The sequence below is a fragment of the Aeromicrobium sp. Leaf289 genome (genome assembly GCF_001423335.1).
Lineage (GTDB): Bacteria > Actinomycetota > Actinomycetes > Propionibacteriales > Nocardioidaceae > Aeromicrobium.
In genome coordinates this window covers 1,352,654-1,366,942 of record NZ_LMNK01000002.1, presented here as the reverse complement: position 1 = coordinate 1,366,942, position 14,289 = coordinate 1,352,654, and the positions used below count along the sequence as shown (strand labels likewise).

General features: G+C 73.0%; 14 protein-coding genes. 5 read left to right on the top strand and 9 right to left on the bottom strand.

The genetic code is table 11. The features are described 5' to 3' along the window. Nucleotides 1-7: 7 nt before the first annotated feature. Complete coding sequence (fdxA, locus tag ASF37_RS10660) at nucleotides 8-331, bottom strand: ferredoxin (RefSeq protein ID WP_055964831.1); 324 nt, start codon at nucleotides 329-331, stop codon at nucleotides 8-10. A gap of 123 nt (nucleotides 332-454) precedes the next feature. Between fdxA and ASF37_RS10655 the strand changes: the two genes are divergently transcribed. Beyond that, on the top strand, nucleotides 455-1,441 hold the full coding sequence (locus ASF37_RS10655; RefSeq protein ID WP_056580314.1) for a GNAT family N-acetyltransferase: 987 nt from the start codon (nucleotides 455-457) through the stop codon (nucleotides 1,439-1,441). A 9-nt stretch (nucleotides 1,442-1,450) separates the two neighbouring features. Further along, the gene (locus tag ASF37_RS10650; protein WP_056575699.1) at nucleotides 1,451-2,299 is read left to right on the top strand and encodes an intradiol ring-cleavage dioxygenase; all 849 of its coding nucleotides are present in this window, start codon (nucleotides 1,451-1,453) and stop codon (nucleotides 2,297-2,299) included. A 37-nt stretch (nucleotides 2,300-2,336) separates the two neighbouring features. Here ASF37_RS10650 and ASF37_RS10645 read toward each other — a convergent pair whose 3' ends face one another. The 4 genes from ASF37_RS10645 to mshB are packed head-to-tail and all read right to left on the bottom strand — an operon-like array spanning nucleotide 2,337 to nucleotide 6,524. Further along, complete coding sequence (locus tag ASF37_RS10645) at nucleotides 2,337-4,736, bottom strand: VanW family protein (RefSeq protein ID WP_056580312.1); 2,400 nt, start codon at nucleotides 4,734-4,736, stop codon at nucleotides 2,337-2,339. Beyond that, nucleotides 4,733-5,263, bottom strand: coding sequence for a flavin reductase family protein (locus ASF37_RS10640; protein ID WP_055964818.1), 531 nt, complete (start codon nucleotides 5,261-5,263; stop codon nucleotides 4,733-4,735). Before ASF37_RS10640 ends, ASF37_RS10645 begins: the two co-directional genes overlap by 4 nt. Then, nucleotides 5,260-5,613 (bottom strand): hypothetical protein, encoded by a 354-nt coding sequence (locus tag ASF37_RS10635; protein WP_055964814.1) that lies wholly within the window; start codon nucleotides 5,611-5,613, stop codon nucleotides 5,260-5,262. Before ASF37_RS10635 ends, ASF37_RS10640 begins: the two co-directional genes overlap by 4 nt. Further along, nucleotides 5,610-6,524 carry an N-acetyl-1-D-myo-inositol-2-amino-2-deoxy-alpha-D-glucopyranoside deacetylase gene (gene mshB, locus ASF37_RS10630; protein ID WP_056580310.1) on the bottom strand — a complete coding sequence of 305 codons (915 nt, stop codon included), beginning with the start codon at nucleotides 6,522-6,524 and terminating at the stop codon, nucleotides 5,610-5,612. Before mshB ends, ASF37_RS10635 begins: the two co-directional genes overlap by 4 nt. Nucleotides 6,525-6,606: 82 nt before the next feature. Between mshB and ASF37_RS10625 the strand changes: the two genes are divergently transcribed. After that, nucleotides 6,607-8,709, top strand: a complete 2,103-nt coding sequence (locus ASF37_RS10625) for a prolyl oligopeptidase family serine peptidase (protein WP_056580591.1) — start codon at nucleotides 6,607-6,609, stop codon at nucleotides 8,707-8,709. A gap of 505 nt (nucleotides 8,710-9,214) precedes the next feature. Here the strand turns inward: ASF37_RS10625 and ASF37_RS10620 are convergent. Together ASF37_RS10620 and ASF37_RS10615 are read right to left on the bottom strand one after the other, a co-directional pair. Continuing rightward, a complete protein-coding gene (locus tag ASF37_RS10620; RefSeq protein ID WP_055964808.1) occupies nucleotides 9,215-9,493 on the bottom strand; it encodes a hypothetical protein in 279 nt (92 codons plus the stop codon). A gap of 37 nt (nucleotides 9,494-9,530) precedes the next feature. After that, nucleotides 9,531-9,965, bottom strand: a complete 435-nt coding sequence (locus ASF37_RS10615) for a cupin domain-containing protein (protein WP_055966307.1) — start codon at nucleotides 9,963-9,965, stop codon at nucleotides 9,531-9,533. A 243-nt stretch (nucleotides 9,966-10,208) separates the two neighbouring features. Here ASF37_RS10615 and ASF37_RS10610 point away from each other — a divergent pair, with 243 nt between their 5' ends. Then, on the top strand, nucleotides 10,209-11,819 hold the full coding sequence (locus ASF37_RS10610) for an ATP-binding cassette domain-containing protein (RefSeq protein WP_056580309.1): 1,611 nt from the start codon (nucleotides 10,209-10,211) through the stop codon (nucleotides 11,817-11,819). Between the two features lie 4 nt (nucleotides 11,820-11,823). Beyond that, entirely contained in the window at nucleotides 11,824-12,570 is a 747-nt protein-coding gene (locus tag ASF37_RS10605; protein ID WP_235499979.1) for a YqjF family protein, read from the top strand. Here the strand turns inward: ASF37_RS10605 and ASF37_RS10600 are convergent. Together ASF37_RS10600 and ASF37_RS10595 are read right to left on the bottom strand one after the other, a co-directional pair. Then, a complete protein-coding gene (locus tag ASF37_RS10600) occupies nucleotides 12,512-13,402 on the bottom strand; it encodes a bile acid:sodium symporter family protein (RefSeq protein WP_055964802.1) in 891 nt (296 codons plus the stop codon). The two genes, ASF37_RS10605 and ASF37_RS10600, sit on opposite strands and share 59 nt — an antisense overlap. 69 nt (nucleotides 13,403-13,471) lie before the next feature. Further along, entirely contained in the window at nucleotides 13,472-14,269 is a 798-nt protein-coding gene (locus ASF37_RS10595) for a phosphotransferase (RefSeq protein WP_235499978.1), read from the bottom strand. Between the last annotated feature and the right edge of the window lie 20 nt (nucleotides 14,270-14,289).

The following is a 14,289-nucleotide window of genomic DNA, read 5'->3' as shown; positions in this document are numbered from 1 at the left end:
CCGCGGATCACTCCTGGTTCTGCGGCGGGAGCGCAGCGATGAACGGGTGGTCCTTGTCGATGACACCCGTGCGCGCCGCACCACCGGGAGACCCGAGGTCGTCGAAGAAGTTCACGTTGGCGTCGTAGTACTCCTTCCACTCGGACGGGGTGTCGTCCTCGTAGAAGATCGCCTCGACCGGGCACACCGGCTCGCAGGCACCGCAGTCGACGCACTCGTCGGGGTGGATGTAGAGCATCCGCTTGCCCTCGTAGATGCAGTCGACGGGACACTCGTCCACGCACGCGCGGTCCTTGAGGTCCACACACGGCTGGGCGATCACGTACGTCACGGGAGACTCCTTCGACACGAGCACGGCTGCACGACCCGAGGGCTCACGGGCAGGCCGAGGACCAGTATCGCGCCTCGGCCAAGGGCGTCCGCACCCAGGTCTGCCTCATGAGACGGTACTGCCGTGAGCGACGTGGAGATCCTGGTCGGGCAGCGCGCGACGGTGCGCCACCGGCTCGACGACGGCAGTGCCACCGACGTGGTCGGGCGCGTCGTCGAGGCCGGTCCGAACGGCGTGACGGTCGAGCGTCGTGACGGGTCCGAGGTCGTGGTCGCCGCCGACCGCGTCGTGGCGCTGAAGGTCGTCCCGCCGCGTCCGGCGCGCAGCCGTCGCGCCCTCGACGTGGGCGTCGACGAGCTCGTCCGCGTCACGTCGCGAGGGTGGCCGGCGCCGGACGTGGAGCGGCTCGGGGACTGGGAGCTGAGGGCCGCGGGCTCGTTCACCGGGCGCGCGAACTCGGTGGCCGTCGTGGGCGAGCCGGGGCTGCCCCCGGCGGAGGCCGTGGCGCAGGTCCTGGCGTTCTACGCCGCGCGCGGACTGCCGCCCCAGGCCCAGGTGGTGGTCGGCTCGGACTGGGAGCGCCGGTTCCTGGATGCCGGCTGGTTGCCGAGGGCGGGCTACCGCGGCGGTGCGGTGGTGCAGGTCGCCGACCTCGTCGACGCGCCAGAGGCCGACCCCCGCGTGGACGTGGTGGGGGCCGCGTCCGACCGCTGGCTCTCGCGCTACGGACGGGTGGACGACGCCGCTGCCGCCCGAGCCGTCCTCGAAGGACCGCGCACGGTCGGGTTCGCCGAGCTGGAGGACGGCGGGGTGCCTGCTGCGGCCGTCGGACGCGTGGTGGTGACCGGGGAGTGGGCCGGTGTCGCCGCCGTGGAGACCCTCCCCGACCACCGGCGTCGCGGCCTCGCGGACGCCGTCGTGCGCACGTGCCTGGCCTGGGCGCACGAGCGCGGCGCGACCCGCGTGTACCTGCAGACCATGCCGGACAACACGGGCGCTCTGGCGCTGTACGCCCCCCACGGCTTCGTCACCCACCACGAGTACCGCTACCTCGAGCCCTCACAGGAGGCTCACAGCCGATCCAGCGGGGGCCACAGCGCCGGCGCCTAGCGTGACCGCATGAGCACCCACCACGACGAGGTCGAGGACCACGACCTCGGACTCTCCCACGACCTCCCGACCCTGTGGCACCGCCGCCGCCTGCTGGGCCTCTTCGGCGGCGCCGGTGCGGCGGTCGCCCTGGCCGCCTGCTCCACCGACTCCACGGGAACCGCGACCGCCACGTCGAGTGGTCCTCCCGAGGGCGGCGGACCCGGCACCTCGGCCGAGGTCGGGGACGGCGAGATCCCCGAGGAGACGAACGGCCCCTACCCCGCGGACGGCACCAACGGCGTGAACGTCCTCACCGAGTCGGGCATCGTGCGCAGCGACATCCGCTCGAGCTTCGGTGGTGCGAGCGGGGTCGCCGAGGGCATCGCCCTGACCCTGACGCTCACCGTCGTCGACGTGAGCAGCGCCGACGACGCCGGCACCGCTGCAGCCGGGGCGGCGGTGTACGTGTGGCACTGCGACCGCGACGGGAGCTACTCGATGTACTCCGACGACGTGGCGGACGAGAACTACCTGCGTGGCGTGCAGGAGGCCGACGCCGACGGCACGGTGACGTTCACGTCGATCTTCCCGGCCTGCTACGCCGGGCGGTGGCCGCACGTGCACTTCGAGGTGTACCCGAGCCTCGACGACGCGACGTCGGCGAGCAACCGGCTGAGGACGTCCCAGCTGGCCTTCCCGGAGGACGTCTGCGCCGACGTGTACGCCACCGACGGCTACGGGAGCAGCGTCTCGAACCTCGCCCAGGTCTCGCTCGACTCCGACAACGTGTTCAGCGACGGCTACTCCCTGCAGCTCGCGAAGGTCAGCGGCTCCGTCGCCGACGGCTACACCGCGTCCCTGCGGGTCCCGATCTGACGGCCGCAGGTGGTTCGGGACCGGGGATGGCCGACCCTCAGTCGTCCTTCGGCTCCTCGCCGCAGACGATCCGGGCCGCTGCCTGGTAGTTGGCCGTGTCCGTCTCGCGCTTGACGACCTTCCCGCCCTTGCTGAGGGTGCGGTAGATGTCGATGTCGAACCCCTGCAGCGGAGCCTGGGGCACGCAGTCGTCGGAGTCGTCGTAGCGCGTGGCGGGGGCGCGGAAGTTGCGGCGCTCGGACTTGCCGGCCTTCACCTCGAACTCCTTGGTGCCCCACATCTGGACCGTGGTGCGGCCGACGCCGCCCGGGCTGCTCTTCTGCACGAACGCGCGGATGAGCACACCGCTCTGGAGGTTGTTGCGGAAGCGCAGGTCGAGCGAGCCGAAGTAGACGGTCGCCTCGCGGCCCACCGGGTAGCGGTCGATGTAGAAGGCGTGCGGGTGGTGCTCCACGTCCTCGAGGCCGGCGAAGAACGCCGCGTTGTAGGTGGTGGTGACCACCTGCGACACACCTCCGCCCAGCTCGTCCTGGAAGCGGCCGTTGTTGATGACCGAGCCGGTCGTGAACCCGTTGGCCGCGGTGCGCTCGCCGACGGTGTCGTTGAAGGAGAACGTGTCGCCCGGCTTCAGGATGGTGCCGTCGAGGATCTCGGCCGCGCGGCCCTGGTTGACGTTGCGGTACTCGGCGTGCGGGTACTCGGTGGTGAACTCGCCGATCTTCTCGACGATCTTCAGCGCCTTGGCGTCCTCGGTGGTGAACACCGGCTCGACGACCTTGGCCTCGACCTGGACGGTGCGCTCGTCGCCGGTCTCGGTGAGCACCGGCACGAGCTTCTCAGCCATCTCCTGCGGCTGCAGGCCGACGCCCTCCTTGCCGGGCACCACGACGGGCTTGTCGTCGCGGATCTCGACCGTGGCATCGACGGCCTTCCTGCCGATGCCGGTCGTGGCGTCGGTGAGCGGCTCGGCCAGCTTCTCGGGGTCGATGACCGGGGCCATCGCCCCGTCCACGGGCTCGACGGTGAGCGCGGGCGCGTACGCGGTGACCGGGAGGTCCACGTCCTTGTCGCCGACCTCGATGGTCACGGGCGCGGCGACGGCGGGCTCGGCGACCTCGGTCATCGCCTGACGCAGCCCGTCCTCGTCGACCGCGGGCTCGACGGCGGCGGTGGGCACCTTCGCCGGGTCGGTCTGCACGAGGTACTGGTCCTGCACGAGCTGGGCGGTGTCGTCCTTGCGGACCACCAGGCCGGGCTTGGGCGCACGGGGCTTCGGCTTCGCCTCGGGGAAGGTGATGAGGGCCTCGGTGACCGGCACGTCGACGGCCTCGGCGACACCGTCGACAGCCGCCTTCAGGGCTGCGTCGTCGACGTCGAGGGCGGGCGCGTGCTCGTGGCTGCCGAAGAACAGGGCGACCATGTCGCGCGGGTCCCAGCTGCGGACGCCGCCCGCCTGGTCGACCGACGCGTCGACGTCGAGAGCCAGCCCGGCCTCCGCCGGGTCGATCTCGAAGGACTCGTCGGCGTGGGTGAGGGTGACGGGGTCGCCCTCACGCGGGGTGAGCTCCTCGTCGACGGCGGCGCGGGCGGCGGCCGGTGACAGCCCGCCCACGTCGACGCCGCCGATGCTCGCGTCGGCGGGCATGCGGGTGCCCGTCAGGACGTAGCCGCCCACGTACAGGCCGCCCAGGACGACGACGGCGGCGAGCAGGGCCCAGCGGCCCCGACGGCGCGGGCGCTCGTCCGACGGCTCCTCTCCCCCGGTGGGCGGGATGCCGGCGGCCCCGTCGTGGCGGTCCGTCGAGGACTCCTCGTGCGGGCCGTCGTGGAGCGGGAGCGCGTCGTCCTCGGGCTCGTGCCGGAGCTCGTCGTCCGGCGGCGGGGTGCTCAGCGCCGAGCCGGCGAGGGCCGCGGCGACGGCCGACCGCGTGCGCGTCTCGTCGCGACGGTCGTCGTCCGGGTCCTCGTGCAGGTCGTCGTGCTCGTCCTCGACGGGGTCGGCGTCGATCGCGTGCGGCGGCGGGACCGAGTCGTCGTCGACGTCGTCCTCGTCGAGGTCGTCCTCCTCGGGGTCGTCCACGTCCTCGAACGGCTCGTCCTCAGCGACGGCCTCGGCCGGGGTCGCGGTCTCGTCGACGTCGACGTCCGGCTCGACGGCGTCCTCGGAGAGGGCGATGTCCTCGTCCGCGGGGTCCTCGTCCGCTGCTGCGTCGAGGGCGGGGTCCTCCTGCGCCTCGACGTCGGTGTCGTCCGCGGGTGTCGTGTCACCGAGGTCGAGCTCGGCGTCGTCGTGCTCGGCGAGGGGCTCGGCGTCGGTGAAGGTGTCGTCGAGGTGCCGGTCGTCGGCTCCCTCGGCTCCCGTCTCCCCCTCGCCGGGGCGCGGGTGCTCGGAGTCGGGTCCCTCGACGTCCGGCCGCTCAGGTCGCTCGTCGCTCATGCCTTCTCCTGGATGGTCTTCTCGCTGAGGGGCGACCGCACGATCGTCCCGTAGTGCGACCGGTAGTACAGCAACGGGTCGTCCACCCCGTCGCGCACGGCCGCGCCCGTCACTGCACCCATGATGACGGAGTGGTCGCCACCGTCGTGCACGGCGTGCGTGGTGCACTCCAGCCAGGCCAGGGCGTCGTCGAGCAGCGGCGCGCCGTTGGCGCCGCGGTGGAACGGCACGCCGGCGAGCTGGTCCTCCAGTGGTCGGCCGCGGTCGGCGAACCATGCCGAGGCGTCGCGCCCCTCCTCGGTGAGGATCGAGACGCCCCACGTACCTGTCGTGAGCACCGCGTCGTGGAACCGGCTCGCCCTGTGCGAACACACCAGCACCATCGGGGGCTCCAGCGACACCGAGCAGAAGGCGCTGGCCGTCATGGCGTGGTCGACGCCGTCGAGGACGGTGGTGACCACCGTGACACCGCTCGCGAACCTGCCGAGGGCGTCGCGGAAGGCACGCTGGTCGACGGACGCGGTCATCGTTCCAGCCTAGGAGCGAGCAGGACCGCGGCGGCGCACACCCCCAGGCCCCCGATCATCCAGGTCCAGCCGATCGCGTCGGCGGCCACGAGGTAGGAGCCCGACGGCTGCAGCTGCTGGAGCAGCAGCACCAGGGTCCAGCCGAGCCCGAACCAGGCGGCCCCCACCCGCACCGCGAAGCCGCAGGCCACGGCCACGAGGGCCACGGTGACCAGGCTGAGCACCAGGCCGCCGGGCCGGTCGGCCCCCATCACCTCGAACGTCGTGCGGTGCACGAGGGACCCCAGGACCCCCACCCAGACGCCGAGCAGCACCACGACCAGGCGGGCGAGGGCCGCCGCCGCGCTCACACCCCGGTGCCGGCGAAGAGGTCGTCCTCGAACGTGGTGCCCGGCGCCGGCGCCGCGACACCCTTGACGAGGCGGTAGTGCTCGGTGCCCCACGCGCGCTGGGCGACGTCGTTGGACAGCGCGAAGAACGGCCCGTCGACGGCGATCTGCGTGGCGTGGGCCCGCATGGCGTCGAGCTTGGCGTCGACCCAGGTGCTGCCGTCGACCACGGCGTCGAGGTCCTCGTCGCGGATCGCGAACGGCGGCAGGTTGTCGGGGTCCATGCCCTCCATGAACTGCAGGTCCCCGGCCTCGCGGATCTCCTTGATGCCCTGACGCATGGCCGACTCCGACATCGCCGTCCAGTAGACCTTCGCCACGTCCCAGGCCTCGCCGAGGTCGTGGCGGTAGGACCGTGCCGCCGCGAGGGCGACGGCGTAGTGCGCCACCCGGTTGGCCTGCACGTGGTCGGGGTGGCCGTAGTTGCCGAACTCGTCGTAGGTCACGAGGACCTGCGGCCGGATCTCGCGGATGACGGCGACGAGCTCGTTCGTGGCCTCCAGCAGGTCGGCGTGCCAGAACGCGTTCGCGTGGATCTCGTCGGCGGCGGTGGCGTTGCCGTTCTCGTCCCACTTCATGCCGGAGTCGCGGAAGCGGCCGTCGCCACCGAGGCGGCGGAAGTCGGTGACGCCCAGGATCCCCATCGCGTCGGTGAGCTCGGTGAGCCGGTGCGCGCCGAGCTCGTCGTCCTGGTCGGCCGCCAGGTGCTCGAGCTCGGGAACGAGGATCTCGCCCATCTCGCCGAGGGTGCAGGTGACGAGGGTGACGTGGGCCCCCTCGCTCACGTACTTCGCCATGGTGGCGCCGTTGTTGATGGTCTCGTCGTCGGGGTGGGCGTGGACGAGCAGGAGACGACGTGCGGGCAGGGCCATGGCGCCAGCGTATCGACGCGGCACGAGCGCGGGCACGGGAGCGCAGGAGGGGCGCGAGGGCACGGATGGTGAGATGGGTGCCATGACGGTCTCCTACCCTCGCCTCGCCGCCCGCACCGCACGCTTCACGCTCGGCATCCCGCGCAACGTGACGGTCTCGCCGGACGGCGGCACCGTGTGGTTCGTGCGCACCGCCGACGGCGTCAGCCGCACCGGTGCCCTGTGGGCCCACGACGTGGCCACCGGGCAGGAGCGGGTGCTGGTGGACCCCGACGCCCTCCTCGCCGACGGCGAGCAGCTGTCGGCAGCCGAGCGCGCGCGACGGGAGCGCTCGCGGGAGACCGGCGCCGGTGTGGTCGACTACGCCGTCGACACGGCGGGGCGGTGGGCCTCCTTCGCCCTCTCGGGCAAGGCGTGGGCGGTCGACCTGGCCGCCGGTGCCGTGCACGAGCTGCCCACCGTCGACGGCGTGATCGACCCGCGGGTCGACCCCACCGGTCGACGGGTGGCCTACACCGCTGCCGACGGCGCCCTCAGGGTCGTCGACCTGCAGGGCGAGGAGAGGACGGGCGACGAGCAGGTGCTGGCGGCTCCGGAGACGGCGACCCAGGTCTGGGGCCAGGCCGAGTTCATCGCCGCGGAGGAGATGAGTCGGTACCGCGGGTTCTGGTGGGCCCTCGACGGCTCCTCGCTGCTCGTGGAGCGCTACGACGACGCCCCGGTGCAGGTCTGGCACGTGGCCGACCCCGAGAACCCCGACCGCGAGCCGGTCGCCCAGCGCTACCCGGCCGCCGGCACCCCCAACAGCGAGGTGACGCTCTGGCACGTCGCGCTCGACGGCACCCGCACCGAGGTGCAGTGGGACCGCGAGCGGTTCGAGTACCTGTCGAGCGTCACGTGGACCGAGCACGGCGCCCCCGTGCTGCAGGTGATGAGCCGCGACCAGCGCAGCGCCCGGGTGCTGTCGGTCGACGTCGCGGACGGCTCCACCGAGACGCTGCGCGAGCTCTCCGACGCGGCCTGGGTGGAGGTCACGAGCGCGCCGCGCCGTGCGCCGGGCGGCCGTCTGGTCACCGTGGAGGACGTGGACGGCTCGCGTCGGCTCGTCGTCGACGGCACGCCCGTCGGGTCGTCGGAGTGGCAGGTGCGCGGCATCGTCAGCACCCACCCCGACGCGGTGGTCGTGACCGCGTCGGCGGAGCCCACCGAGGTGCAGGTGCTGCGCGTCGGCCTGGGCGGGACGTCCGACGTCGAGCCGCTCACGTCGGGCCAGGCCGTGCACGGTGCGGCCGTCGGCGGCGGGACCACGGTGGTGAGCCGCTCCGCGCTCGACGCGGTCGGCACCACCTTGACGGTGCACCGCGAGGGCACGGCCGAGACCACGCAGCTGTCGGTCGTCGCAGAGCCGGCGCCGTTCGAGCCCGACGTGACCGTCGTGTCGGTCGGTGAGCGCGAGCTCCGCGCCGCCGTCCTCTTCCCGCGTGACCACGTGCGGGGCTCACGCCGCCTGCCGGTGCTCATGGACCCCTACGGCGGTCCGCACGCCCAGCGCGTGCTCGCGTCGGCCCGCATGTTCCTGGAGGCGCAGTGGCTGGCCGACCAGGGCTTCTGCGTGATCGTGGCCGACGGTCGCGGGACGCCTGGTCGCGGGGCGGTGTGGGAGCGGGAGATCCTCGACGCGTTCGCCGAGGTCACCCTGGCCGACCAGGTCGACGCACTCGCCGGCGTGGCCGAGCGCTTCCCCGACGACGTCGACACCTCGCGCGTCGGCATCACGGGCTGGTCCTACGGCGGCTACCTGTCCGCCCTGGCCGTGCTGGCGCGACCCGACGTCTTCCACGCCGCGGTGGCCGGCGCTCCCGTGACCGAGTGGCGCCTGTACGACACCTGCTACACCGAGCGCTACCTGGGGCACCCCGACGAGCGGCCCGACGTGTACGACCGCAACTCGCTGCTGCCGCTCGCCCCGCGTCTGGAGCGTCCGCTCATGCTCATCCACGGCCTGGCCGACGACAACGTGGTGGCCGCGCACACCCTGCGCCTGTCGTCGGCCCTGCTCGCGGCCGGCAAGGCGCACACCGTGCTCCCCCTGTCGGGCGTCACCCACATGACGCCCCAGGAGGTCGTGGCCGAGAACCTCAAGGTGCTGCAGGTGGACTTCCTGCGCACCCACCTCGGGGCCTGAGCTCTCCGCGCTGCTCGGACCATCCTCGACCTGCGGCCGCGCTGCCGGTCCTTCGTCAACCTGCGGCTGCGCTGCCGGTCCTTCGTCGACCCGCGGCTGCGCTGCCGGTCCCTCCTCGACCTGCGGCTGCGCTGCTTCCGCTCCGAGTCGGTCTGGTCTCCGAAAGGGCCTCGACCTGACGGTGGGCCAGGGGTCGGTCGAGCTCCCGGGCCGCGGCTGGGCGGTCAGCGGTAGATGACACGCCGAATGCGGAAGTCAGAGGTAGGTGGCGCGCGGATAGCGGGTCTCCATCCGCGGGCCACCTCCCTCCACCCTCGCCCGTAGCGCGGGCCACCTACCTCCCGGGAGCGACGGGACGCAGGCCCGAGAACCCGGGCCACCACGCACCCAGCTCCCCGGTCGAGGCCCCTTTCGGGGCCCACCTCCGCGCAGAGCCGAGGCAGCGCACCCGCAGGACCAGCACCCGCCGAGCCAGCGCAGCCGCAGGACAGGACGAGGACGACGCCTACCCCTCCCGCTTCAGCCGCTTCGGGCCGTCGGGCAGGTCGGGGGCCGGAGCATCCTCGGACAGCCGCTCGTCGCCCGGCAGCCAGCCGCCGTACACGTCGACCATCTCGACGACCCGCTCGTCGAAGGGCTCGACGACGACCGCCCACGCATGGTCCTCGGCGTCGTCCTCGCCCGCGAAGCCCTCGCGTCGGGCGGTCACCGTGTAGCCCTCGGCCTCCAGCGCCTTGACGAGCTCGTCGGCGTCGTCGCGCTCGTCGAACCAGATCTCGCTCATGGCGACGATGGTAGGACGGGGTTCGGAGGGGCGGGACTCAGCCGTGGTGCAGCGTGAAGTCGTCGAAGTCGAAGCCCGGCGACACCATGCAGCTGACGAGCGCCTCCTCGTCGGTCGGGACGGTGCGCTGCCACCGCCCTGCAGGGACGAGCACCTGGCTCGACTCCCCCGCCCCGACGCCGACGTGGTGCCGCTGCCCGGCAGCGGGCGCCCGACCGTCGCCCCCGAGCTCCAGCACGACGGTCCCGGTGTGCGCGAGCCACAGCTCGTCGGACGCCACGCGATGCCACGCCGACGACTCGCCCGCGGGCAGCAGGAACCAGATGAGGGTCGCGGTGGGGCGGACCCGTCCGTCGGGCAGCGTGACGTCGACCGGGGAGCGCCAGGTCTGCCGGTACCACCCGCCCTCGGGGTGGGGCTCGAGACCGAGCCGACGTGCGGTGGCAGGTGCCTCGGAGGGGGTGGAGCTCATGGCCGCACGGTAGTAGCCTGGGGGTCCCCGATCCGTGAGGTGATCTGCCACCGTGAAGTTCTGAGGTCCGAGCCCTGCGCGCGTCCGCTCGACGCTGCGCGCCTCGTCGACCTCGTTCACGGTTGCTCCTGCGACCCCGGGCGCGTGCCCGGACTCTCGGGACGTCCTGACGTCGTGTCCTCCTGACGGCGCGCTCGCGCGGCTCACACCGCTCCAGCCCGCCACGACCCTCAGGAGGCCCCCATGGCTGCATCCCTGTCCTTCCACCACGTCACTCACACCTGGCCCGACGGCGCACCCGCCCTGTCCGACGTCGACCTCGACCTCGGGCCCGGGCTGCACGGGCTCGTCGGCAGCAACGGCAGCGGCAAGTCCACGCTGCTGCGCCTCGCTCACGGCGACCTCGTCCCCACGGGCGGCTCCGTCCTGACCACGGGGTCGCTGGAGCTGCTGCCGCAGGACCCGGTGCGGACCGTCGAGGGGCTCACCGTGGCCGACGTCCTCGACGTCGCCGACACCCTCGTCGCGCTGCGCGCCATCGAGGCGGGCAGCACCGACCAGGCCGACTTCGACCGGGTCGGGGACGACTGGGACGTCGAGGAACGAGCCGCGGCCTGGCTCGCTCGGCTCGGGCTCGGCTCGCTCGGCCTGTCGCGCGAGGCGTCGAGCCTCTCCGGCGGCGAGCTCGTGCTGCTGGCCCTGGCCGCCCGCCTGCTGCGCAGGCCCGACGTGGTGCTGCTCGACGAGCCCACGAACAACCTCGACCGACGCGCCCGCGCGCACCTGACGTCGGCGCTCGGCGCGTTCGGCGGGGTCGCCCTCGTCGCGAGCCACGACCGCGAGCTCCTCGAGCGCATGGACACGATCGTGGAGGTGCACGCCGGACGGGTGCGCACCGTCACGGGCGGGTTCTCCGTCTACGAGCAGGTCGTGGCGGCCGAGCAGGAGGCGGCGGGGCGCGCCGTCCGCGACGCCAAGGCGGACGTGCGGCGTCAGGAACGTGAGCTGGTCGAGGCCCGCGCCAAGCTCGCCCAGCGGAAGCGGACGGCGCACAAGGCCGAGGCCGAGAAGCGGGTGCCGAAGATCGTCGCCCACGGCCGGCGCATGGCGGCCGAGGTGTCGGCCGGGAAGCTCCGCGGCGCGCACGAGGAGCACGTGGCCCGCGCACGAGCCGACCTCGACGCGGCCGAGGAGCTGGTCCGCGACGACCGCGAGATCCGCCTGGAGCTGCCCGACACGGCCGTTCCGCGCACCCGTGACGTGCTGGTCACCGAGGGGCTCGTGCTCCCGCACGTCGGCACCGAGGTGGCCCTGCACCTGAGGGGGCCGGAGCGCGTGGCACTGACCGGGCCCAACGGCAGCGGCAAGACCACCTTCCTGGAGGTGGCTCTCGGCCGGCTCGCCCCGGCCACCGGGTCCGCGACCGTGAGCGTGCCCGTCGGCAGGCTCGCCCAGCGGCCGACGCTCCCGGACGAGGACGCCTCCGTCCTCGAGAACGTGCGTCGGGTGGCTCCGGAGGCCGACCCCCAGCACGTGCGGGCCCAGCTGGCACGGCTGCTGTTCCGTGGCCGTGCGGCGGAGCGGATCGTGGTGACGCTGTCCGGGGGCGAGCGGCTGCGCGCGGCCCTCGCGTGCGTGCTGCTGGCCGACCCCGCGCCCCAGCTGCTGCTGCTGGACGAGCCGACGAACGACCTGGACCTCGTGAGCGTCGGGCACCTCGTGGAGGCGCTGCGCGGCTACCGGGGGGCGCTCCTGGTGGTCAGCCACGACGAGCGGTTCCTCGACGAGCTCGAGCTCGACCGCCGGGTGGCGCTCCCGTCGCCCAGCGGACCGGTGCGACCCGCACGAGACTAGGAGCGTGAACCCCGACGGACCCCCGCTGGACGGGCCGAGCATCATGCGCCAGACGTGGGCCGACATCGCCTTCGTGCACTGGGCGGTCGACCCGTCGACCGTCGAGCGATTCATGCCGCCCGGGGTGCGCCCCGACGTGCTCGACGGCAGCACCTACGTGGGCCTCATCCCCTTCCGGATGCAACGTGCCGGGTTCGGGACGGGGCCCGCGGTGCCGTGGCTGGGCACGTTCCACGAGACCAACGTGCGCCTCTACTCGGTCGACGACGCAGGCCGCCACGGCGTGGTGTTCCTGTCGCTGGAGTCCTCACGGCTGCTCGTGTCGGCCCTGGCCCGGATCGTCTTCGGCACGCCGTACACCTGGGCCCGGATGCGGGTCGACCAGCACGACGACCGGCACCGCTACACGTCGCGTCGTCGGTGGCCGGGGCCGCGCGGGGCGGGCGGGCGGATCGAGGTGCGCCCCGTCGAGCCGCTCCACGAGCCGAGCGAGCTGGAGCACTTCGTGACCGCCCGGTTCGGGCTGCACACCCGGGTCCTCGGCCGGACCTGGTGGGTCCCCAACACGCACCAGGCATGGCCGCTGCACCGCGCCGAGCTGGTGTCGCTCGACGACACCCTGGTCGAGGCGGCCGGCCTTCCCGGGCTGGCGGCCACGGAGCCGACGTCGGTGCTGTGGTCCGAGGGCACCTTCACGACGTTCGGGACGCCGCGCGGCGCCGTCCCTCGCCGGGCAGCAGCACTCGGGTGAGCACCACGCCCCACACCGCTGCGAGCGGGAACATCAGCAGCCCGTAGACCGCCGCCGGCACCGAGATGTCGGTGTCGTCGAGCACCTCGACGGCCACGTAGATGGCCAGGGTGGCGTTGTGCACACCGATCTCGAACGAGCTGGCCACCGCCTGCGCTGGCGTGAGGCCGACGAGCCGCGGCACGAAGAACCCCACCACGAGGCTCACGACGCAGAACAGCGTGGCGGCCGCGCCCACCTGCGCCAGGTAGTCACCTGCGTCCGAGCCGGTGCTGGCCAGGATCCCGAGCACGAGGACCAGCAGGATCACGGCCGACGCGATGCGCACCGGCTTGTCGGCGCGCTGGGCGAAGCCAGGGCTCTTCGCGCGCACGAGCATGCCCACGAGCACGGGGGCGAGCACGACGACGAAGACCTCGACGACCTTGCGGAACTGCAGCGACACCTCGTCGTCGAGCCCGTAGTGGGCGATCGCGAGATTGGTGATGAGCGGCAACGACCCGATCGCGATGATCGAGTTGATCGCCGTCAAGGACACGTTCAGGGCGACGTCGCCCCGGAACAGGTGGCTGTAGAGGTTGGCCGACGTGCCACCCGGCGACGCGGCGAGCAGCAGCATGCCGACGGCGAGCAGCGGGTCGAGGTCGAACGCGGTGACCAGGCCGAAGCAGACGACCGGCAGCACGACGAGCTGGCAGGCCAGGGCCACCGTGACCGCCTTCGGGTGGCGGGCCACGCGCCGGAAGTCGTCGGGCGTGAGCGAGAGGCCCAGCCCGAACATGATGATCCCGAGCGCGATGGGCAGCCCGACGGTCGAGAGCGCGGAGTCCATGGGCGAATCCTAGGAGTGATGCGGGTCACATCCTGGTCGGCGCTCCGGTCGATCGAGTGGTCCTGTCGGTCAGCAAAGGGCGTCGAGGATCGCGGGGATCCGCTCCCGGAAGGCCGCCACGCGGTCGCGCGTGCGCTGCGGCTCGCCGACCTTCTGCAGGTTCGCGATGCCGGCATCTCCCCGGGCGATGCCCGCGGCGATCCGCTCGCTGGCCGTCGTCATCCGCGCCACCACGGCGTCGAGGAGCGTCACCGGGCCCCACTCCCCGTAGGCCTCCACGACGAGGTCCAGACGTCGGGCGGTCTCCTGCGCACCGATGTCGCGGTAGAGCGGGATGCCGGTCCAGACCGAGAAGGCGAGGTCGTCGATCGCACGCCCGGGGCCCGCCATGTCCCAGTCGATCATCGCGACGAAGTGGCCGCTCTGGATGATCCAGTTGTACGCGCCGGGGTCGTGGTGGCAGATGATCTGGTCGGCCTCCAGGAGCACCGGCTCGTCGCCGGTGCCGCGCCACCGCAGCGGCTCGTCGGGGCGGAAGTCCTCCACCAGGTCGTGGTACTCACGCAGCCACGTGACCGCCTCGACCAGCACCGTGTCGAGCACGACCTCCTGGTCGACCGGCACGCCGCGACCCTCGACGTAGCTGAGCACCTCGCGACCCTCCTCGTCGACACCCTCGACCCGTGGCACACCGCCGAGGCCCTCCGCGGCGAGGTGGTCGAGCAGGGCGTGGACGGCCGGCGTCCAGGGCCCCGTGGGGCGGCGGACGGTGCGTCCGATGCGGATCGCTCCCCCGACGGCACCCGGCAGGTGCTCGACGTCGGCGCTTCCTCCGTCGTCCGGTCCCGTGTCCTGTGCGTCGTTCACGTGGCCCATCGTGGCACGCT